The sequence below is a fragment of the Halorubrum coriense DSM 10284 genome (assembly GCF_000337035.1).
In the GTDB taxonomy this organism is placed as follows: Archaea; Halobacteriota; Halobacteria; order Halobacteriales; family Haloferacaceae; genus Halorubrum; species Halorubrum coriense.
On sequence record NZ_AOJL01000043.1, the window covers coordinates 17,820 to 39,501 of the forward strand.

Consider the following 21,682-nt stretch of genomic DNA (forward strand, 5'->3'; position numbering starts at 1 on the left):
GTGAACAATCTCCACGCCTTATGCCCGTACGGCAGGTAGTGCGTCCGATGGAGAACGAGCGGAACGAAGACCCCACTGACTGGGATCAGATCGGGTTCATCATCAGCTCGAAGTACCGAACGGCGGTGCTCGAACAGCTCGTCGACGGCCCGTCGATCCCCTCGTCTATCGCGTCCCGGACCAGTCTCCCGATCACGCACGTCTCGCGGGCGCTGCGCTCCCTCCGCGAGCGCTCGCTCGTCGAGCTGCTCGTCTCGAAGGAGAAGCGAAAGGGCCGCATCTACGGCGTCACCGAGGAGGGGAAGCGGCTCTGGGAACGGATCGAGGCCGAGGGGATGGTCGACTGAGCCCGGACGCGAGGCTCGACGCCGGTCGCCCCGCGCCACCCGCCGGAAGCGATCCGTTCGCGGTCGTCGGCCGCGTTCGCGGACGGGTCCGCCCCGCTGTCGACGAAGTAGATCGTTAGCTCGCCGTTGTCCCTGACTTTCCCGACGTCCGGCTGGGCCGCCACGGCCTCGAAGCTCTCCGCGGAGTACCGCAGTTCCCGGTACGCCCCGACCTCCCGCTGGCGGTCGGCCTCCGCGACCACGAAGTAGTGGTCGCGCCTGACGATCTCCTCCGGATGGTTCTCGTAGTACGCCGGCAACCCGTCCAACATCGCCTGCGCCGGCACCGGTGAGCTCTTCTTCGGAGACGGGTTCACCTGACGGTCCCACGGCGCCCCCGCCGCCCCGTACAGCGCGACCTCGTAGCGGTCGGACGTGTGACGCACCCCGCCGAACCACACCGGCGACCCGCCCGACTGGGTCGCGAACGCCCGCTCGTAGCCGTCCATCTCCCCCTCCGGGACGTGCGAGCCCGACAGGTAGACGAACGGGGAGGGGAAGGCCGTCGCCAGCGACAGCGACAGGACGAGCACGACGGCCGCGACCGCCGCCATCGTCTTGGCGTCGGGGAGCGACGCCGCGATCCGCCGTCCCGCCGACCGGCCCTGGGGTTCGGCCCACGGGTAATCGACGTCGCTCACGGACGACTCCTCGTCGAGCAGGTACCGGACGCCGACCGCCCCGAATATCGTGGCGAGCATCATGAGGAACCCGACGTGCCGGAAGAGGTACGTCGAGATGGACCCCACGAAGTGAGCCGCGAAGAACGGGAACAGGAGCAGACACCCGGCGAAGAACAGCGCGGTGACGTCCTTCGCGGTGTCGGGCGTGGACCGCATCGATCCGCCCCCGGCCAGCGGGCCGAGGTAGCCGGTCAGCCGCCCCACCACCACTCCCGCCGCGAGCACGGAGTAGATCGCCGCGACCCCGAACAGTTTGACGAACAGCTCTTGGATGCTCGCCCCGATCGACGACGCGGACTCGCCTTGCCTCTCCACGCGGGGCGTCGTGCTGCCGTCGCCGGTGACGAAGTCGCTCACCGACTCGATCATCGCCTCCGCCGTGTTGACGAACTGCCACTCGTGGGTGGCGATCCAGACCGCGAACGCCACCACGAGGAAGACCGTCTGGAGCGTGACCAACCGGTACCCGGCGAGCGAATGGTTCGGGCTGAACCGCCGGAAGGCGTGCTGTGCGACCGCTATCCCGGAGAGCAGGAACATGACGTTCAACGCGATCTGGGGGTGGACCAACACGATGGCGACCAAGACCGGCGGGAGGAGGTAGCTCGTCGGCACCGGTCGCCGCAGTTCCACGTCGAAGGCGGCGGTGTCGTCGAACCCCAGCCCGGCCCGGTCGATCGCGCCGCGTCCGTCGGCGACCCGCTCGACGAGCCGTTCGCGCCCGTCGCCGCCGATCAGGTGCGAGAACACGAGGTACAACACGAAGGGAACGAACAGCATCCCGATCGAGTACGTGTGGAAGTGGAGGTACGTGCTGACGTTGTTTACCGGGAGGAGGAGGAACGCGGAGAACGCGCCGACCCCGAGCGCCCGGCGATCGGGCACCAGAAACCAGACGCAGAGCGCGACGCTCGCGAAGAACAGGAGCGTGTACGCCCACATGACGAGCATCATGGCCCGAGGCACGTCCACGGCCGCGACCTTCGCGAGCCCGGTCGCGATGAGGTGGCTCCCCGGGTAAAACAGCTGAAGCGGGTCGTTTCCGACGCCGATCGAACGCGCGAGTCCGAGGTGGACGAGCGAGTCGCTCCGACCGTAGAAGTGGTAGCTCCGGATCAGCGGGAGCCCGGCGACCGTCGCGGCACCGAGTCCTCCGAGCAGCACCGCCGGTGCGAGGTATCGCTCGACGAACAGGAAGACGGTGACCGATATCACGGCCACGACGGCGAGCGCCGCCCACGTCGCCGCCGGCGTCGCCGCGTATATCGACAGCTCGTACCCCGTCGCCGGCGCGGTGTAGGAGGCGACGACCGCCGCCGCGAGCGCGAGGTAGCCGACCGCGAGTCCCGCTTCGGCGAACTGCTCGTCTCCCCACCGGATCGACGTCCTCACGCCGTCTCACTCCGTGTTCGGTCTCGCGGACCGCGACTCGTCCGCGTCGCCGCGGTCCTGACGCCCTGTTGAGCGAGCACTACCCTATCGAACCCTCTGGCGGCTATTGTTATACATCGGTTACCGGCCCCCGGACCCCCCCGTTTCCCCGACGGTCGGGGGCCGGGACGGTAAGCGAGCCATTACAATCAGATCAGGTCGCCGAACTCGGGGTACATGCGATTCGTCTTCTTCACGAACACGCCCGCCCACGTCCACCTGTACAAGCACGCCGTCGACCGGCTGGAACGGGGCGGTCACGACGTTCTCGTCTTGGGCCGGGACTACGGCTGTACGGTCGCGCTGCTCGACCGATACGACCTCCCGTATCGGCTCTACGGCTCCTGCGGAACGACGAAAGGGTCGCTGTTCCGGAACCTGCCCCGGCACTACGCCCGTATCGCTCCCGCGGTCCGGTCGTTCGACCCGGACGTGATATTCGGGGTCGGCGCGTACGCCGCCCACGCCGGACTGGTCGGCCGCGCTCCGGCGGTGTTGATCCTCGACTCGGAGCCGACGTCGCTCGATCACGCCGTCTCTCGACCGTTCGCCGCGGCGTTTCTCACGCCTCACGCCTTCGGAAAGGACCTCGGCGAGAACCACTACCAGTTCCGCGGCTTCTGCGAGACGGCGTACCTCCACCCGGACGCCTACCGGCCGAACCCCGCGATACGCGAGGACTTGGGTCTCGCCGACGACGAGGCGTTCGTCCTGTTGCGCTTCAACGCGTTCGGCTCGCACCACGACGTCGGCCAGTCGGGATTCACCCCCGACCAGCGCCGGCAATTGGTCGAGACGTTCGCGGACCACGCCACGGTGTTCGTCTCGGACGAGGGCGGGACGCTGGACCTCGACTCGCTGCCCGCCCGCGAGTTCGACATCCACCCCGCGCTGCTTCACGACGCCCTGTCGGCGGCGCGGCTCGTCGTCACCGACACGCAGACGGTCTGTACCGAGGCCGCCCTCCTCGGAACGCCGGTCGTCCGGTCGAACTCCTTCGTCGGCGACGAGGACATGGGGAACTTCACCGAGCTGGAGAGACGGGGACTGGTCGTCAACACCCCCGACTTCGAGGAGGTCGTCTCCACGGGCGTCGGCGTCCTGCTCGACGACTCGATCGGCGACGCGTGGCGACGTCGACGCGACGAGTACGTCGGCGGACTCGTCGACCTCACGGAGGTGATCGTCGCGGTCGCCGAAGCGGGCGGCGAGACGGCGGTCCCGGGCCTCGAACGGTGGCGCCGGGGGACCGAGCGGGCGACTCCCGATCGGTCGACGCCACTCACAGACAAGTCGACGTGACCGCGTCCGGCGTCGGGGGATGAACGTACGCCGACCCGCCGTCCGCCTCGCACCTCTCGACGGACGACCATCACAACGGGTTCGTGTCGGAGTCCCTCCGCCGATAACGGCGGTGACGGGCGGTATGCTACCGGAACGACCGGTCCGACACGCGACGGATCACGCTGATGCGCCGGTGTCAGTCGTGGACTGCGTTCGCGCTCGGCGAGTGCCGAAGGCCCGCGAGCGCGGGACCGAAGCGAGTGACGGCGGGCGGCGGCACGGCCGCGCGTCTCCTCGTGTCAGTCGTCCGCCGCGTCGGAGAGCGTCGTCTCGATGGCAGCCACGGTCAGATCGGCCGCGTTGCCACCGCCGTACAGTTCGGGCTTCGGCGGAAGCTCCGATCGGTCGAACAGCGCGCGGGAGATGCGCTCCGGGTCGCTCCCGACCAACACGTTCCACCCCGATTCGACGGTCTCGACCCACTCCGTCTCGTCGCGGAGTGTGACGCAGGGCGTGTCGAGGTAGAACGCTTCTTTCTGGACCCCGCCCGAGTCGGTGGCGACCTTCGACGCGTTCGCGAGCAGCTGGAGGAACTCGACGTAACCGACCGGATCGACGAGACGTATCTCCGCCGCGGCGCGGTCGTACAGGCCGTGCTCTCGGAGTGCGTTCTCCGTCCGCGGGTGGAGCGGCAGGACGACCGGGGCGTCGACCGCGGTCAGGCCGTCGAGGATGCCCGCCAACCGGCCCGGGTCGTCGGTGTTCGACGCCCGGTGGACCGTCGCCAAGGCGTACTCGCCGGGGTGGAGTCCGGGGATCGGGAGGGCGGTGTCCCCGTCGAGCACTCGGTCGCGAACGGCGAGGACGGCGTCGTACATCACGTCGCCGGTCACGACCACGTCGCCCCGGATCCCGTCGGCGCGGAGGGTCTCCGCGGCGTTCTCCCCGGGCGTCAACAGGAGGTCGGAGCAGTGGTCGGTGAGGACGCGGTTCACCTCCTCGGGCATCGACCACTTGCCGCTCCGGAGGCCGGCCTCGACGTGCGCGAGGACCGGGTCGCGTTTCGCCGCGACCAGCGCGGCCGCGAGCGTCGAGTTCGTGTCGCCGTAGACGAGCACGGCGTCCGGCGACTCCGCCTCGATCACCTCGTCTATCAGTCGCATCATCTCGGCCGTCTGCGGGGCGTGGTCCCCCGAGCCGACGCCGAGGTTGTACTCCGGTTCGGGGATGTCGAGCTCCTCGAAGAAGACCCCGGACAGCGACTCGTCGTAGTGCTGCCCGGTGTGGATCAGCACCTCCTCGTGGTCCGCGCGGAGCCGCCGGGAGACCGGGAACGCTTTGACGAACTGCGGGCGCGCGCCGACCACCGAACAGACCCGCACGGGTCAGTCCTCCCGCCCGGCCGCGTCGTCCGTCGTCGCGATCCCCGACCGCTCGTCTCCGGTCGCGCCGTCGGCCGCGGCGAGGTCGAACTCTCCGGGGAGGTCGGCGGGTTCGACGCGGACCTCCAGGTCTGCGTCGGCTCGCCGCTCGGCCGCGACGCCCGTGAGGAACGACGCGAGCCCGAACAGCGCGAGGACGCCGCCGGCGGCGACCGCGCCGGCCGACCCCGCGAGGACCGACCCGGTCGCGAGCGCGACCCCCCCGACGAGCAGCCCCATTCCGAGCAGCTGCGCGACGGACCGGGGCGCTCCGATCCCGCGGTCGCCGTCGTCGAGCAGGCGACCGAGGTAGCTCCGGAACAGGAGCACCGAGAGCGTCGGGACGAACGAGCCGTACCGGATGTGGCTGGTCTCGTCGCCGTACACCGCCCGCATCGGCACGTCGGCGATGCGAAGTCCGCGCTTGTTCAGGCGAACGAGCAGGTGGTTACAGAACCCGTAGTCCTCGTACAGCGACTCGAACTCGACGCGGTCGAGCGCCCGCCGGGAGATCGCGGTGTACCCGTTCTGGGGATCCAACATCCGCCAGTACCCGCTGGCGATCCGGGTGAGCCCCGTGAGGAGGACGTTGCCGAACGTCCGCCACGTCGACATCTGTCGCCGGTACTCCGCGTGTCGCAGGCGGTTCCCCTTGGCGTAGTCGGCCTCGCCGCGGACGACGGGGCCGATGATCCGGTCGAGTATCGCCGGGTCCATCTGCCCGTCGCCGTTCATCACCGCCACGACGTCGATGTCGGCGTCGTCGGCCATCGCGTTGCGGTAGCCCGTCTTTATCGCGCCGCCCACCCCGGTGTTCTCGCGGTGTCGCAGTCCGACGACGATCCGGTCGGGCAGCGCGGTCCCGGTGCGCGCGTCGCGGGCGACGATTCGGTCTCTCCAGGCCGGCCCCGCACCGTCGCTGGCCGCGGCGGCGCCGGCCACAGAGCCGGACCCGTCCGTCACCGACCCCGATCCCCCCGCGGGCGACTCCGATCCGTCCGCGACCGATCCCGCGGCGCTCGTGACCGGCCCCTCGGTTGTCGACCGCGACCCGCCGGCGGTCGGTCGCAGGCTCCCGCCCGGTCGCTCCGATCCCTCGAGCCCGGCGAGCGTCTCGCGTATCTCCGCCCACGTGTCGTCGGTCGATCGGTCGTCGACCACGTACACGCGGTCGACGAACCCGGGGACGGTCTCGACGACCTCGCCGACGAACCCCTCCTCGTTGTACGCGGGGATCACGGCGGCGACCGTCGCGCCTTCGAACATCAGTCCCACCCCCGTCCGACGGTGTAGACGTCATGTGCCGTCTCCGAGAGGTCCAGCGCCTGCCGCCCGTCGACGACGGGGACGCCGCGTCGGCTCCCGTCCGCCCCCTCGCGTTCGAGGGCGCTCCAGTCGACGCGCCGGAACTCGTCGTGCGCGGTGACCAGGACGGCGGCGTCGACGTCGCGGTCCGGTATCTCGTCGATCGCGACGCGCTCCGCCGGCATCGCCGGCAGTTCGTCGAGGACCGGGTCCACCGCGAGGACGGTCGCCCCGAGCCGGTCCAACCGGCGAGCGATGTCGACGGCGGGCGAGGCCCGCGTCTCGGGAACGCCCGCGCGGTACGCCACGCCGAACAGCGCGACCGTCGCGCCCTCGATCGGTCGGTCGGCCGCCAGCCCGTCGACCAGCGTCTCGACGACGAACCCGGGCATCCGCTCGTTGACGGACCTCGCCGTCCGGATCAGCGGTGCGGGGTCCGTCACCCCGTCGAGCAGGAAGTACGGGTAGTACGGGATACAGTGGCCGCCGACCCCCGCACCCGGGGTGAGGATGTCGCAGTACGGCTGCGTGTTCGCGGCCTCGATGGTCTCGATCACGTCGACGCCGAACGCGCCGGTGAGCGTCGCCAGCTCGTTGGCGAGCGCGATGTTGACGTCCCGGTAGACGCCCTCGAAGAGCTTGACGCACTCCGCGGTCCTCGCGTCGCTGGTCCGAACGACCTCGTTGTCGGTCAACTCGCCGTAGACGAGCGCCGCCACCCGTCCGCTCTCCGCGTCGACCCCGCCGACGACCTTCGGGTACGACCCGCGGATGTCCCGGAGCGCGCGGCCGCTGGCGGTTCGTTCGGGCGCGTGCGCGAGTCCGAACTCGCCCGGCTCCCGGTCGCCGGCGGTGAGGATCGGCTCGACGACGTCAGCGCAGGTCCCCGGGGGAACGGTCGACTCCACGAACACCGTGTCGCCCGGATCGAGGCCCGACCGGACGGTCTCGACGGCCGCCTCGAGCGCGGAGAGGTCCGGATCGCTGTCGCCGTCGATCACGGTCGGAACCACGATCACGTGGACCCGGGCCGCCGCCGCCGCGGCCTCGCCGTCGGTCGTGGCGGCGAACCGGTCGTCTGCGACCAGTTCCGGTAGCAGCGATGACACGCCCGGCTCGTGATCGAGTGGATTGGTCCCGTCCGTCAGCGCCGCGACGCGGTCGGGGTCGACGTCGACGCCGGTCACCGCGCCGGTCGTCTCAGCGTACACCAACGACAGCGGCAGCCCGATCTTTCCCATCCCGTACACCGCGACGGGGACGCGCCCCTCGCGGAAGGCCGCCCGCTGCTCGTCCGGAGACGCGTCGGTTCCGTACAGCCCGATCGTCTCCGTCGCGGAGGCGTTCCGGGTCATCGGCTCCCCGTCTTCGCGACCGCCGCCTCGGGACCGTCGAGCGCCTCGCCGATCTCGCGGACCAGCTCGATCACCCGGAGCCCGTCGTGACCGGATACCTCGGGAGGGATCCCCTCGTTCACGGCCGAAACGAACGATTCGATCTCGCCGCGGAGCGGCTCGCCGCTGTTGACCTGCGGTCGCTCGACGACGCTCTCGGAGCGATACCGGACGTCGCCGTTCGACTCGACGTAGCCGGGCAGCGAGTGCCGGTGAATCTTCACCGACTGCGTCAGGTAGTTCACCGTCACCCGACACTCCCGGCCGGTGACCGCGAGTTCGCGGACCTTCTGGTGGGTGATCCGGCTCGCCGTCAGCGTCCCCAACACGCCGTTGTCGAGCTTGAGCGTCGCCGTGACGTGGGGGTCGCCGTCGATCCCCGCCGCGTACGTCTCGTCGACCCCGGCGTCGAACAGCGACAGGAGGATGTCGAGGTCGTGGATCATCAGGTCCTCGACCACGCCGTCGGTGTTCTCGCGGTCCACCGGGGGGCCGAGCCGGCGGGCGTCGACCGCGAGGACGTCCATCTCCGGCAGGACGTCCGAGAGGGCCCGTACCGCCGGATTGAACCGCTCGATGTGGCCGACCTGGAGCCGGAGGTCCTTCCGGTCGGCGAGCGCGATCAGGTCCCGCCCGGTCGCCGGGTCGTCGACGAACGGCTTCTCGACCAGCACGTGCGTGTCGGCCTCCAGCGCCTCCCGCACGACCGGCGCGTGGAACTGCGTCGGGACGACGACCGAGACGGCGTCGACCGCCTGAAGCAGCGTGCCCCGGTTGAGCGCGCGCGTCCCGTGCTTCTCGGCGATCTCCGTCGCCCGGTCCCAGTCGTCGTCGGCGACGCCGACCAGGTCCACCGCGGACGAGCCGGCGTACACGCGGGCGTGGTGTGCGCCCATGCTCCCGACGCCGATGACCCCGACGCGGAGCGCCGCGTCGTCAGTCATTCGCGGGCACCTCCGCCTCCGGCAGCCCGTAGTGATCGCGCACGGCGTCGGCGATCCGGTCGAGCTCCTCGTCGACGAGCCCGGGGTGGACCGGCAGCGACACGACCTCGTCGACGAGACGACGCGCCGTCGGGACCGACGCCTCGTACCCGTCGTAGGCGGGCTGGTCCGGGATCAGCGTCGGGTAGTAGACGGCCGTGTCGACGCCGCGCTCGTCGAGGTGGTCCCGGAGCGCAGCCCGGTCCGGACAGCGGACCGTGTACTGGTGGTAGACGTGCCGGCGCTCCGGCGGCTCCACCGGCAGCGTCAGCTCCGAGACGTCTTCGAGCGCCGCCGAGAGCCGCGCCGCGTTCTCGCGGCGGCGCGCGTTGTACGACGGGAGCTTCCGGAGCTGTTCCACCCCGATAGCGGCCGAGAGGCTCGTCAGCCGGAGGTTGTGGCCGACGGACACGTGGTCGTAGCCGCGGTCGGCCGCGTCCGACCGCCCGTGGTTGACGAAGCGGGCGGCGCGCTCGGCGACCCCCCCGTCGTCGGTGACGACCATCCCGCCCTCGCCGGTCGTCATGTTCTTCGTCGGGTAGAACGAGAAGCAGCCGGCGTCGCCGAAGGTGCCCACCGGCGTCCCCTCGTAGGCCGCCCCGTGTGCCTGCGCCGCGTCCTCTATCAGCGCGACGTCGTGCTCCTCGGCGATCGCGGTCAGCCGGTCCATCTCCGCGGGCAGCCCGTACAGGTGGACCGGAAGGATCGCGGCCACGTCGTCCGTCGCCTCGATCGCCGCCTCGACCGCGTCGGGGTCCAGCGTGTACGTCGCCGGGTCGACGTCGGCGAACACCGGGCGCGCCCCGCAGAGCCGGACCGCGTTCGCGCTCGCGACGAACGAGAACGGCGTCGTGACGACCGCGTCGCCCTCGCCGATCCCGACGGCTTCGAGCGCGGTCTGTAGGGCGGCGGTCCCGTTGGCGGCCGCGACCCCGCGATCGGCGCCGCAGAACGCCGCGAACTCCCGTTCGAACTCGCGGACGACCGGGCCGTCCGCCAGTCGACCGCTCTCCAGCACCTCGCGGACCCGTTCGAGCTCCCGTTCGCCGACGTCGGGGTCGGCGATGGCGACCCGGCTCATGCTATCGTGTTCGAGCCGTCGAGCGGCTCCGGGAGCTCGCGGTGTTCGGCGGGGACGCCGGCGGCGAGCGTCTCGGGCGGGACGTCGTCGGTGACGACGGCGCCGGCGGCCACGAACGCCCGCTCGCCGACGGAGACGCCGGGGAGGACGGTCGCGTTGGCGCCGACGGAGACCGAGTCGGCGAGCGTGGGGCCCTCGAGGTCGACGTCCTGACGGACGGGATAGGCGTCGTTCGTCAACACCGCCCCCGGTCCGACGAACACGTCGTCGCCTATCGCGGTCTCCCGGGGGACGTACACGTTCGTCTGGAGGCTCACGTTCGAGCCCACCGTCGTCGCCCCGTCGATGACGCTGTTGGTGCCGACGAGGACGTCGTCCCCCAGATCGGTGCGCTCCCTGACGAGGGCGTTGTGTCCGGTCGTGAACCCGTCTCCCGCGCGCACGTCCGCGTAGACGATCGACCCCGCCCGGACCGTCGCGTCGGCGCCGAGGACGGTCGCACCGGCGTCCTCGGCGTACTCGTATCCGACCGTCGCGCGTTCGCTCACCGTCGCCCGCGCACCGAGTTCGACGTCCGCGACCGTCGAGGCCGGAGCGTTCCGTTGTAAGTCTCCCATGTCTGATTCGTGTAGCGATGGGGCCGGTCCGAACATTGTTATGGAGATGCTTGTCACGGTACGATCGGCATACTCGGGCGTCTCGCCCCGGCGAGCGGGGTCGGCACGCCCGACCGCGGCCACGGGGCGACGGACGCACCCGGAAGGGGGGTCCGCGATCTCGGCGGCGGAGTAAGGAGAGGTTCCCCGACTTTCGCCTCCCGTTACTCGTCTCGTGGCTCGCGTTACTCGCCCCGCGTCCGCGACGGGTCCGTTGTCGGGGCGCTAGCGCCGATCGGTCCGTTCCGGGGCTCTCCCCCGAGGTATGCTCATCGTAACAAAGTCGATAATCGCGAACGTCCACGTATGCAGATAACCGGCATACACGCGGTGGTCGCGGTGCTGCTCGTCGTCAGCGGGACCGTCGGTGCCGCGTCCGTCGCCGACCTCGGCGGCGGCGCGTCCGTGACCGTCGAGAGGACGGAGACGGTGAAGCCGAGCACCGGCGACGCCGCCTTCGAGGTACGGGCGACGCTCAACAACAGCGACGCCGCGAACGCGACGCGGTCGTTCGACCTGGTCGTCGAAGGCGAGGACGGCTCCTCGGTCACCGTCGACGAGCGGACGCTGACGCTGTCGGCCGGAGAGGCGCGACGGGTCACGCTCTCGGCATCGAGGGACGCGTTGGCGCCGGGGCGGTACAACTACACGCTCGGCGACGACTCGGGGGCGCTAGCGACGGGTACCGTCACCCTCGATCCGCCCGCGTTCGCCCTCTCCGACGCCCGCGCGGACCGGGTCGTTCGGGGAGACACGGGGACCGTCGCCGTGACCGTCCGCAACGACGGCGACTTCCGCGGGCTGCGGAACGTCGACCTCTACGTCGACCGGGACGGCGACGGCGCGTACGACGCCGACGAAGCGGTCGCCGCGAGTGCGCCGATGCTGGAGGCCGGAACCGACGCCGCGGTGACGTTCCCCGTCGAGACCGGCGGGCTCGAACCGGGGACCTACGACTACCGCGTCGAGGCGTCGTCGAGCGCGCGGGAGGGGACGCTGGTCGTCCTCCGCCCGGCGACGGTCCGGGTCGCGGGGTCGACGATGACCACCGACGCCGTCAGGGGCGACCGGTTCAACGGGTCGGTGACGCTGACGAACGTCGGCGACGTCCCCGGCACGGAGACGGTCCGGCTCGACGGCCCGGCCGAGTCGTTCGACTGGAACCGGTCGGTGACGCTCGGCGGGAACGAGACGGCGACGTTCGAGTTCGACGCGCGGACGGCGAACCTCACTCGCGGGAACTACTCGGTCGCCGTCTCGACGGCGAACGACTCGGCCACGGCGGCGCTCCGCGTCCGCGAGAGCTTCCTCAAGATCGACGAACTCGACGGACCGCGGTCGGCCGACGTGGACGACGACGTCGAGTTCGCCGCGCGGGTGTCGAACATCGGCGACGCGGCCGCGAACGAGACCGTCCAACACCGCATCGATCTGGACGGCGACGACGACCCGGAGACGGTGACAACGAACCGGACCGTGACCCTCGCGCCGGGCGAGCGGACGACCGTCGAGTTCGTGCTTCCGGCCGACGACCGCGACCGGTTCACCGACGGCGACCTGCTCGGCACGCACGTCTACGGCGTGTACAGCGGGGACACCAACGCGACCGGCGTCGTGGTCGTCCGGGACTACCGCTCGGGCGGTGGCGGCTCCTCGTCGTCCTCGTCGGACGACGAGCCGGAGACGGTCTCGAAGGACGTGATCACGCAGGAGAAGTACGGGACCGACTACGACGAAGTCAGCGGGGAGACGCAGTCGCAGGTCGACGAGATCCACGAGCGGCAGCCGTTCGCGGACGGGCTCGCGATCACCGAGGTCCTGACCCGCGAGGAGATCGCGCGACAGGAGTTCGGGCTCGACGTCGGGCGGAACGACGCGTTCAACTTCACCGCCATCGACGTCGAGACCCAACAGGAGATCGAGGCCGCCTTCGACGACCAGTTCGAGTCGCAGGACGGCGACCGGATCGAATCGTGGGACGAACTGGCTCGGGAGGAGTTCGACAGCGAGTACGAGGCGCTCGACGGGGAGCAGAAAGAGACGATCCGCGAGCGGTACCGGGCGCAGTTCGACTCCTGAAGCCGCCGTCTCGGCGTCTTCGTCGTCGCGTCGAACCGCCCCGTCTCCCCGCTCCTGACGCCGAGTCAGATCCTATTGGGGTCCACGCCGCCGTCGGGCATGTCGGCCCGGACCGACGCCGTACAGACCATCGACGTCTCGCCGGGTTCGATCACATCGGGACCGTCGTCGGTCTGCCGCCGGGCGTCCGCGGGCGATGCCCGTTCGCCGTCGGGTCCGTCGGCGACCGTCGCTCCGTCACCGAGGTCCGCGGAGCCGGTCGTCTCGTGGACGACGGCGACGATCCCGCCGAGCGCTAGCAGGCAGGCGGCGATCAGTACGACGAGCAGCTTCGTTGGTCTCCCGGACATGAGTTGGCGGACACGTGACCGCATCAACACGTTGTAATTCGGGACGTAGCGAGGGTAATACCCCCGTAGCGCGATCGACCGAGCGGTACCCACGCCTTACTCGCCCGCCGACGGTCGAACGCGACCCGCCGGTCGGAGTCGGCCGCCGAGCCCGGGTTCGCTCGTCACCGATCGGGAGCCGACGCGTCCACCGCGGACGCCTCGTCGGCGAGCCGGGGCAGCGCCTCGGGCGGGACGCGGATCACCGACCCGGCGTCGCTGCGCGCGTTGAACGGGTTGACGAACAGTCCCAGCCGCTCGTCGGCGGCGAGGAACACGTACGCGCTGGCGGTCGGGACGCCCGGGAGGCGCTCCCCCAGCGGCCGGCGGCGACGGAACGCGGCCAGCTCGTACCACGTCTCGTACGACGACGCCGAGGAGGCGACCAAGACCCGCGCCGCGTCGCCGCTGCGGTTCCCCCGTCCCGCGGGAGCGGTGCTGTCCTCGCCGACCTCCGCCGCGGTCGCGACGGCGACCCAGAGCTCGCCGTCGACCGGCAGTGTCGCCGCGTAGTACGCCGACGCGTCGGTGCGCCCGACCGTCTCCGGCTCGGCGGGGCCGCCGCGTCGCAGCCGCAGGAGCTCCACGCTGGCCGCGTACGAGCAGTCCATCCCCCACAGCACGGCCGTCGGCGTGAACGCGAGTCCGACCGCCCGCCACCGCTGGCTCCCGCTCCCGGCGCGGACGAACTCGCCGTCGGCGAGCCGGCCGACCGCGCTCTCGTCGTCGGCGTCGCCGGCCGTCGCCCACACCACGTCCCGGTAGGGGTCGCGGAAGACGCCGTGGAAGTGACGGACTGCGGTCGTCTCGACGTGCGTCTCCCACGTCCGACCGTCGTCCTCGCTCCGGAGGATCCGAGCCGGGTCGTCACCGAGCGTGTACTCCGCGAGGTAGACGTCGCCGCCGTGGAGACAGACGGAGGTCGGGAGCGTCCCCATCGGCCCCGACGAGTCCGGGAGCCGACGGACCGGCGCCCACGACCGGCCGTGGTCGCCGGACCGGAACACCCGCCGTCCGACCGTCGCGAGCAGCGTGCCGTCGCGCAGCGGCCAGAGGTTCGTCGTCGTCCACGAGCCGACGACGGGACGCAGGGCCGCCTTCGCGAACCGGCCGTGTCGCAGGCGAAAGGCTGCGTCCGGGCGCTCGTCTCCCGGCGTCGGGAGCGTGCCGAGCGCGACCCGTCCCCCGGACGGCGTCCAGAAGCCGACCGTCCGCCCGCGCGTCCAGTAGAGGCGTCCATCTCTGACCCCGCCGATCCGCGCCTCCGGACCGAGGTCGAGCGGGTCGCCCCGCGCCCCGCTAACGCCGCGTTCGGTCGCCCGATCGGGGTGGCGTCGGGTCATCGAGGGCGCGTCACCGGTCGGGGGCCGACCCGTCGTCGGCCCCGTTTCCGGGGGCGGCGGCGGACGCCGCGCGGTCGGCCGCGGGGCCCAGCCACCCGGCGTCGATCATCGCGACGAGCGGGTTGTCGTCGACGTCGAGCGGGAGGTCGATCCGCCCCCGACGCCTGGCCGACTCCCAGGCGGCGAAGACCACCTCCGTCGCGCGGAGCGCGTTCCGGCCGGACAGCTCCGGCTCCGCCCCCGTCTTCAGCCCCTCGACCGCGTCCGCGATCGCCCGCTCGATGAACACCGGCGCCGCTCGGTCCTCGGTCGAGCGCAGCGGCAGTCGCCGCCGGACCGTCCGGAGCGCGGCGCCGAGGTAGCCGGGGGACTCGAAGCCGTGGAGGTTCTCGCCGTCCGTGCCGACGGATCTCCAGCCGCCGTCGGCCGTGCGATACCGGAGCGTCGCCCCGCCGTCGACGCCGAGTTCGATGTCGCCGTCCGCGCCGGCCAACCGGAGGTAACACGCCCCTTCGGGCCTCGACTCGCCGGTGGTGGCGAGCCCCACCGTCCCGTCGGCGTAGCGCCACTGGACGAGCGCCTGCGTGGCGTTCGGCGTCCCGAACCACCGGTTCTCCTCGCGGTAGTCGACCTGCGCCAGCACCCACTCGACGTCGGCGCCGTCGGTGAAGTACCGGGCGAGGTCGACCTGATGGATCCCGGCGTCGAACAGCGTCTCGTTCGCGAACTCGATCCGCCTGAGCGACCCGATCGCCCCGTCGTCGAGCAGCTCCTTGGCCTTCCGGAACGGCGCGCCGAACCGGCGCTGGTGGTTGATGGTGAGCTGGACCCGGTTCCGGTCGCAGGTCCGAACCATCGACCGGCAGTCGCCCCAGGTGTCGGCCATCGGCTTCTCGCAGTGGATCGCCGAGACGCTCCCGCTCTCGGCGCAGTCCTCGACGATATCGGCGTGGATCCCCGGCGGAACGCAGACGCTCACGAGGTCCGGCTCGACCGCGGCGAGCATCGTCTCGTAGTCCTCGTAGGCGGTGCCCTCGCGCAGGTCGAACTCGCGGGCGAACGCTCGCCCGTTCTCGAGGACGATGTCCGCGCACGCGACCAGTTCGCAGTCCTCGTTGCTCTCGTAAGCGTGCCCGTGGCGGTACCCCATCGCGTACCCGTCCCGATCGGGATCGGAGGGGTCGGGGCCCGTGCCGATGACCGCGACGTCGTAGACCATCTCGGGCGGAAGAGGCCACCCCCGACAGAAGGGTATAAACCGCCTACTTCACGCGACCGAGCCGGACCGGGGGCGGCGAGCCGCCCCTCGCGGCGCGTTCCGAACGGCCGTCGAGCGAAGCCGCCGGTACGCTTCCAATAACAATAGCTCCGCTCTCGGATACCACGGTCGTGGCCCCCAACCCGAGCCCGGCGACCGGCGATACCCGCCCCGAGGAGTCGAGCGACAGCGCCGACGCCGCCGGAGACGGACTACCGCTCGTCTCGGTCGTGGTCCCCGTGTACAACGACCCGGACGGGATCGAGGCGACGCTCGACGCGCTCAGGAGACAGACCGCGCCCGGCGAGCGGTACGAGGTGATCGTCGTGGACAACGGCTCGACCGACGAGACGCGCGACGTCGTCCGCGAACACCTCGCCGGCGGGACGTTCGACGGGCTCCGGCTGTTCGTCGAGGACGACGTACAGAGCTCGTACGCCGCCCGGAACGCGGGCATCTCCGCCGCGTCGGGGTCGGTGGTCGCCTTCGTCGACGCCGACATGGTCGTCGATCCGGGGTGGGTCGAGACCGTGGCGCGGGAGATGGCCGCGACAGACGCGGAGTACCTCGCCTGCGACGTGCAGCTGTTCACGACCGGCGAAGAGGGGACGGTGGCCAAGTACAACCGGCTGAAGGACCTCAACGTCGAGCGGCTCGTCGAGGAACTCTCTTTCGGACCGACGTGCTCGCTGGTCGTCACCCGAGCGCTCCTCGAGGACGTCGGCGGATTCGACGCGCGGATTCAGTCGAGCGGAGACCTCGAGTTCGGGAACCGCGTCGCGGCGAGCGGTCGCGAACTCCGATACACGACGGACGTCGTCGCGTATCACCCGACTCGCACGACGCTCGGTGCGCTCCTGCGGAAGTCCAGACGGCTCGGACGCGGGAAAACCCAGCTCCGACGATACCACCCCGAGCGCTACGGGCGGCCGATCCTCGCCGCGCTCAACCCCGCCGCCTTCCTGCCGCCGCGGCCGAGTTTCATGCGCCGGTCGGTGCGCGACTGGACGGAGCTCCCCGTCCGCCAGCAGGTCGTGTTCCTCCTCTTGAGCTACGTCGCGTCGCTCGCGAAGGCGTACGGGCAACTGCTCGAACTCGCGTCGCCGACGGACACGGGCGCAGACGAGCCATCTCACGACTGACGCGCTCGGGGCGAGCTACGACCGACGGGGCCGCCGCCGTCTCAGGACTCGTCGGCCTCCTCGAACGCCTCGACCCCCGGGAGGTCGGAGACGCCCTCGTGTTGGCCGACGTACGCCGCCGACCCCGTCGCCGTCTCGAAGGTCTCCTCGTCCGGGTACTCGCGGACGGTCAGCACGCGACCGTCGTCGACGGCGAACACGATCTCCACGGACCCGTCGTCATGTCGGTACTGTGCGGCCTTCGTCGGCGAGTCGCCAGAGTCTGCCATTCGACTCTGTTCGGGTTTCAGGGGCTTACCCGTTTCGCCCGTGATCGGGACGTGAACCGGTCTGCGACCGCGAACTCGGCCGGTCCCTACCTGTTTTCGAGCAGGTCCGCGACGGCCGTCGGCGCGGCGACGACGAACGCTTCCTTCCGGAGCAGGTCCTCGTCGTCCGGGAGGTACAGGAACCGCTCCGATTCGGCTCCCGTCGCCCGTATCCGTTCCCAGTCGCCGAGGTCGTACCCGAGGTCGTCGCTCGCCGGGTCGTCGGGCTGTGCCTCCCACTCGACCTCGAGCGAACTCCGGGTCATGCTCCCCCCGCCGGGCGGTCGGCTGCGGTCGCGACGGACGCGGCGTGCCGGTGTCCCGGCCCGACCGACGGCCTGTCGAGAGTCGTGCGGTGTGGCGCCATCAGTTCACCTCCGGAAGCTGAGCGACGCGTCGCCGTCGATCTGTAGCCGCGAGACGTCGCCGGAGAAGCCGAAGGTGTCGCGGTCGCCCGAGACGGTCCCGCTGGCGACGCCGCCCGTCGCGGCGTCCGACGCCTCGGCGCCCCAGCCGCCGGCGCGCTTCGCGACCGAGCCGGTCGTCTCGACGAGGTAGCTCGCCTCGGCGCCGTCGCCGTCGACGACGAGCTCGTGGGGCAGGTCGTGGCCCCCGTCCAAGGTCGCCGGGTCGACGGTCTCGCCGTCCACGCGGACGGTGACGTCACCCTCGACTTGGAAGTTCGTGAACTCGCCGGTGACGAGGAACGAGTCGATCCCGCCCTCGACCTGTCCGGAGACGGTCGCGCCGTCGATCTCGTCGTTGGGGTTCGCCTGCGGACCGGGCTCGACGCTCCCGTCCACCGTGAACGTGTACGCGAGCAGGTCGGCCGTGTGGCTGCCGTCGACCTCGACCGTGCGGGTGGGGTCGACGACGAGCTCGGACGGCTCGACGGTCTCGCCGTCCAGGCGGACCGCGGCGTCGCCGTCGAGTTGGAAGTCGGTGAACTCGCCGGTGACGAAGAACGAGTCGATCCCGCCCTCGACCTGNCCGTCCAGGCGGACCGCGGCGTCGCCGTCGAGTTGGAAGTCGGTGAACTCGCCGGTGACGAAGAACGAGTCGATCCCGCCCTCGACCTGCCCGGAGACGGTCGTTCCGTCGATCTCGTCGTCGGGGTTCGCCCGCGGACCGGGCTCGACGCTCCCGTCCACCGTGAACGTGTACGCGAGCCGGTCGGCCGTGTGGCTGCCGTCGACGACGAGCTCTTTCTGTCCGTCGGCGGCGGTCGAGTCAGTATTGTCGGTGCCGTCCGTCGAGTCGGTGCTGTCGGTGCCGTCCGTCGAGTCGGTGCTGTCGGTGCTATCCGTCGAGTCGGTGCTGTCGGTGCTGTCCGTCGAGTCGGTCGTCTCCGAGACGACCAGTTCGGACGGCTCGACGGTCTCGCCGTCCAGGCGGACCGCGGCGTCGCCGTCGAGTTGGAAGTCGGTGAACTCGCCGGTGACGAAGAACGAGTCGATCCCGCCCTCGACCTGTCCGGAGACGGTCGTTCCGTCGATCTCGTCGTCGGGGTTCGCCCGCGGACCGGGCTCGACGCTCCCGTCTACCGTGAAGGTGTACGTGAGCCGGTCGGGGGTGTGACTGCCGTCGACGACGAGCTCTTTCTGTCCGTCGGTGGCGGTCGAATCGGTGCTGTCGGTGCTGTCCGTCGATCCAGAGGACGCCGACTCCGGGTTCGGGAACGGACACGAGCCGTCCTTGGTTATCGACGAGCTCGAGGCCGTCGAGTTCTCGAGGGTGATCTCCCTGCCGGTCACGTCGATGGTCGAGTCCTCGACGACGCCGCCGCTCGAATCGACGAAGTTGACGCCGTCGCGGTTCGATCCCGACTGGTGGATACAGCAGTTCCGGACGACCGAGTCGTCCGCCTCGACGAGGCGGACCGCCTCGCGACCGGACGCCGACCCGGTGATGCTGACGTTCTCCATCCGGATCCAGTGGGGTTTCGGCGCGGTCTGCTGCCACTCGCGCCAGGAGATGGTGCCGGGGCGCCCCCGACGGACGGCGTACATGTCGTCGATGTCGACCCGCACGCGAGTGTTCTCGACGCGCAGGCTCCGCCCCTGCGGCGAGAGGTTGATCATGGCGATGCCGTTCGGGGCGTCCGCGCCGACGAGCTCGCAGTCACGGACCTCCGCGCCCGCCGGGATCGGGTCCGCGCCCTCGAGCTGGACACCCTGTTCGATCTGGATGCCGCGCATCCCGAAGCCCGTCGAGATGTCGCCGAGCGACGGGCCGGTGTACTTGTCGAAGTCGATCTCGACCGTACAGTTCTCGATGTAGCTCCCGTCCCCGCCGATGCGGACGTTCGCGGCGTTGTTGTTGAGGAAGTAGCTGTCGACGATCTCGACCTGGCCGGGCGTCCGGGAGGTGTAGGTGCCGTTGTTGCCGAACTCGCGGAAGTCGCACCCCTCGATGCGGACGGTTCCCTTGTTCGACCAGCCGACCCACACGCCGATCCGCCCGTTGCCCCTCGCGTACCCGTCTATCCGGGAGCCCTTCTTCGCCACCGCGTCCCGCAGGACACCCCGACCGTTCTCGTTCGTGATCCCGAGCAGGAAGGCGCTGACCTGACCGGAGTTATCCGTGAGCCCGCGGCCGAGGAACTCGACGTCCTCGATGTGGAAGCGGTTCCGGCACCGGAGCCGAATCCCCGTCGTCGTGTCGTCAGCCCGCATGTCGACGTCGACGCTCTCGATGAGCACGTCGTCCGGCACCGGGTCGTAGTTGAACAGGAGCCCCGAGTACCCCCTCGGCGGAACGAACCGCACGTCGCCCTCGCCGAGCACGCCGACGCGGTCGGCGTCGATCTCGATCCCGCCGTTGAACGCGTACTCGCCCTCGGGGAACCGGACCAGCGTCCCGTCCGAGAGCGCGTCCTCGAGCCGGGCGTTCACCGCGTCGTTCCCGTTCGGATCCAGCCCCAGATCGTCGACCGCGTCCAGCACCCGATCGAAGTCGATCCCGTGGCGGGTCGTTCCCCCCGCGGCGGCGCCGCCGGTCGAGACGGTGGCGACCGTGGCGGCGGCCACGCCCGCCATCTTCAGGTAGCCGCGCCGGTCGAGCAGCGACGCGTCGTCGTTCTCCTCCGTCTCGCCCTCGCGTCCGTCGGCTGCTCCCGTTTCGGACTCGTAGCCGGACCCTACTGATTGATCATCATGGTAATCGGTATCTACTGACTCGTCGTCGGGTGTCCGTTTCTTGGACATATCCGCGCATTCCGGAGTTACTGTGATATTCGTTTTCGCCAGTAACTAGCCGGGTGCGTGCGGATAGATTCGCTTGGTTACCAGAAGCCTCCCGATTGGTGACGATGCGGTTCATCTCACCGTAGGAAGATCTTACTTTCATGATTTTACAGCATAAATACGATAACTGAAGAGTACTGTCGGTAGGAGGTCCTTACCGGCCGAAACGGTGGACAGATCGTCGTGGCCCGTGATCGGGGGTCGGCTGGCGCGCGGACAGACGCGACCGAGCGTCAGGGTCGATCGAGGACCCGACCGATCGGCACGTCGTCCTCCAGCACGTCGACGCTGATCCGGAGGGAGTTCGAGACCGACTCGGCGCTCGGGAGGGACGACGTGGGTCCGAGCCCGAGGCAGACGCGCTCGGACTCGGTGCTGCGGGCGAGCGCCTGAAGAGCGGGCACGGCCGTCGTGAGCTCGACGCCGGACCCGTCGTCGCCGAACCGTTCCAAGACCGTGTCCGCGCCGAGACACAGGAGGTGATCGTCGAGCGGCGTCGTCAGGTCGGCGTCGACGACGATCGGGTGGCCGTCCGTCCGGATCGTGCTCCCGCTCACCGTGCTCCGCGGCGAGAGATCTAAGAGCACACCGTCCCGATCCGCTCCCGGGCAGTGGATGTCGCAGTCGATCACGGCCGATTCGGGCGCCAGCCTGAGGTCGACCGCGACGCCGCCGGCCGCGTCCCCGTCGACGGTGACGTTCTGTAGCTTCGTCCAGTGCGGCGGCGGCGGGCGCCGCCGGTCCGGGCGGTACGGGAGCGCCCCCACCGGGCCGCGGCGCACCGCCGGCGTCCCGTCGATGTCACACCGGATCTCCGTGTCGCGGACGACGAGGCTCCGCGCCACCGGCGACTGTTCGACGACCGACTGCGACCGCGGGGAAGAGCGAGCCAAGAGCGTGCAGCCGCGGATCTCCGCGCCCCCCGGGAGCGGCGGCGCACCCCGGCGCTGGACGCCCTGTTCGACGACGATCGCCCGCGTGTTGAACTCGGTCGAGGTGTCCACCGGGCCGCCGGTGTACTTGTCGAGGTCGATCTCGACGGTACTGTCCTCGACGTAGCTCCCGGCCCCGCCGATGCGTGCGCCCGCGGCGTTGTTGTTGAGGAAGTAGCAATCGACGATTTCTACCTGGCCGGGCGTCCGAGAGGTGTAGGTGCCGTTGTTGCCGAACTCGCGGAAGTCGCACCCCTCGATGCGGACGGTTCCCTTGTTCGACCAGCCGACCCACACGCCGATCCGCCCGTTGCCCCTCGCGTACNGTAGCAATCGACGATTTCTACCTGGCCGGGCGTCCG

17 protein-coding genes are annotated in these 21,682 nt (G+C 70.5%); 4 read left to right on the forward strand and 13 right to left on the reverse strand.

Features of this window, described 5'->3' with window-relative positions:
• Window positions 1-47 precede the first annotated feature (47 nt).
• Window positions 48-347, forward strand: a complete 300-nt coding sequence (locus C464_RS10665) for a helix-turn-helix domain-containing protein (RefSeq protein ID WP_006113705.1) — start codon at window positions 48-50, stop codon at window positions 345-347.
• On the opposite strand, the gene C464_RS10670 is transcribed toward C464_RS10665, so the two are convergent.
• A complete protein-coding gene (locus C464_RS10670) occupies window positions 281-2,461 on the reverse strand; it encodes a hypothetical protein (protein WP_006113706.1) in 2,181 nt (726 codons plus the stop codon). The two genes, C464_RS10665 and C464_RS10670, sit on opposite strands and share 67 nt — an antisense overlap.
• Before the next feature lie 216 nt (window positions 2,462-2,677).
• Between C464_RS10670 and C464_RS10675 the strand changes: the two genes are divergently transcribed.
• The gene (locus C464_RS10675; RefSeq protein ID WP_006113707.1) at window positions 2,678-3,802 is read left to right on the forward strand and encodes a DUF354 domain-containing protein; all 1,125 of its coding nucleotides are present in this window, start codon (window positions 2,678-2,680) and stop codon (window positions 3,800-3,802) included.
• A gap of 281 nt (window positions 3,803-4,083) precedes the next feature.
• Here C464_RS10675 and wecB read toward each other — a convergent pair whose 3' ends face one another.
• The 6 genes from wecB to C464_RS10705 are packed head-to-tail and all read right to left on the reverse strand — an operon-like array spanning window position 4,084 to window position 10,585.
• On the reverse strand, window positions 4,084-5,166 hold the full coding sequence (gene wecB, locus C464_RS10680; RefSeq protein WP_006113708.1) for a non-hydrolyzing UDP-N-acetylglucosamine 2-epimerase: 1,083 nt from the start codon (window positions 5,164-5,166) through the stop codon (window positions 4,084-4,086).
• Between the two features lie 3 nt (window positions 5,167-5,169).
• Entirely contained in the window at window positions 5,170-6,471 is a 1,302-nt protein-coding gene (locus tag C464_RS10685) for a glycosyltransferase family 2 protein (RefSeq protein ID WP_006113709.1), read from the reverse strand.
• Window positions 6,471-7,865, reverse strand: a complete 1,395-nt coding sequence (locus C464_RS10690; protein ID WP_006113710.1) for a nucleotide sugar dehydrogenase — start codon at window positions 7,863-7,865, stop codon at window positions 6,471-6,473. The genes C464_RS10685 and C464_RS10690 overlap by 1 nt, the downstream gene beginning before the upstream one ends.
• Entirely contained in the window at window positions 7,862-8,848 is a 987-nt protein-coding gene (locus tag C464_RS10695; RefSeq protein ID WP_006113711.1) for a Gfo/Idh/MocA family protein, read from the reverse strand. The genes C464_RS10690 and C464_RS10695 overlap by 4 nt, the downstream gene beginning before the upstream one ends.
• The gene (locus C464_RS10700) at window positions 8,841-9,968 is read right to left on the reverse strand and encodes a DegT/DnrJ/EryC1/StrS family aminotransferase (RefSeq protein WP_006113712.1); all 1,128 of its coding nucleotides are present in this window, start codon (window positions 9,966-9,968) and stop codon (window positions 8,841-8,843) included. The genes C464_RS10695 and C464_RS10700 overlap by 8 nt, the downstream gene beginning before the upstream one ends.
• Window positions 9,965-10,585 carry an acyltransferase gene (locus C464_RS10705; protein WP_006113713.1) on the reverse strand — a complete coding sequence of 207 codons (621 nt, stop codon included), beginning with the start codon at window positions 10,583-10,585 and terminating at the stop codon, window positions 9,965-9,967. Before C464_RS10705 ends, C464_RS10700 begins: the two co-directional genes overlap by 4 nt.
• A gap of 345 nt (window positions 10,586-10,930) precedes the next feature.
• Here C464_RS10705 and C464_RS10710 point away from each other — a divergent pair, with 345 nt between their 5' ends.
• The gene (locus C464_RS10710; RefSeq protein ID WP_006113714.1) at window positions 10,931-12,703 is read left to right on the forward strand and encodes a COG1361 family protein; all 1,773 of its coding nucleotides are present in this window, start codon (window positions 10,931-10,933) and stop codon (window positions 12,701-12,703) included.
• 65 nt (window positions 12,704-12,768) lie between these two features.
• Here the strand turns inward: C464_RS10710 and C464_RS10715 are convergent, their stop codons facing one another.
• The 3 genes from C464_RS10715 to C464_RS10725 all read right to left on the reverse strand — a co-directional run bounded on the left by C464_RS10715 (window position 12,769) and on the right by C464_RS10725 (window position 15,654).
• Window positions 12,769-13,053, reverse strand: a complete 285-nt coding sequence (locus tag C464_RS10715) for a hypothetical protein (RefSeq protein ID WP_006113715.1) — start codon at window positions 13,051-13,053, stop codon at window positions 12,769-12,771.
• 164 nt (window positions 13,054-13,217) lie between these two features.
• Complete coding sequence (locus tag C464_RS10720; protein ID WP_006113716.1) at window positions 13,218-14,435, reverse strand: hypothetical protein; 1,218 nt, start codon at window positions 14,433-14,435, stop codon at window positions 13,218-13,220.
• Between the two features lie 10 nt (window positions 14,436-14,445).
• Window positions 14,446-15,654 carry a Gfo/Idh/MocA family protein gene (locus C464_RS10725; RefSeq protein ID WP_006113717.1) on the reverse strand — a complete coding sequence of 403 codons (1,209 nt, stop codon included), beginning with the start codon at window positions 15,652-15,654 and terminating at the stop codon, window positions 14,446-14,448.
• A 170-nt stretch (window positions 15,655-15,824) separates the two neighbouring features.
• Here C464_RS10725 and C464_RS10730 point away from each other — a divergent pair, with 170 nt between their 5' ends.
• Window positions 15,825-16,835 carry a glycosyltransferase gene (locus C464_RS10730; protein WP_006113718.1) on the forward strand — a complete coding sequence of 337 codons (1,011 nt, stop codon included), beginning with the start codon at window positions 15,825-15,827 and terminating at the stop codon, window positions 16,833-16,835.
• A 41-nt stretch (window positions 16,836-16,876) separates the two neighbouring features.
• Here C464_RS10730 and C464_RS10735 read toward each other — a convergent pair whose 3' ends face one another.
• The 3 genes from C464_RS10735 to C464_RS10750 form a co-directional block, all read right to left on the reverse strand.
• Entirely contained in the window at window positions 16,877-17,104 is a 228-nt protein-coding gene (locus C464_RS10735; RefSeq protein ID WP_006113719.1) for a hypothetical protein, read from the reverse strand.
• Between the two features lie 86 nt (window positions 17,105-17,190).
• On the reverse strand, window positions 17,191-17,409 hold the full coding sequence (locus tag C464_RS10740; protein ID WP_006113720.1) for a hypothetical protein: 219 nt from the start codon (window positions 17,407-17,409) through the stop codon (window positions 17,191-17,193).
• Window positions 17,410-20,621: 3,212 nt separating this feature from the next.
• A complete protein-coding gene (locus tag C464_RS10750) occupies window positions 20,622-21,617 on the reverse strand; it encodes a hypothetical protein (protein ID WP_006113722.1) in 996 nt (331 codons plus the stop codon).
• Window positions 21,618-21,682 lie beyond the last annotated feature (65 nt).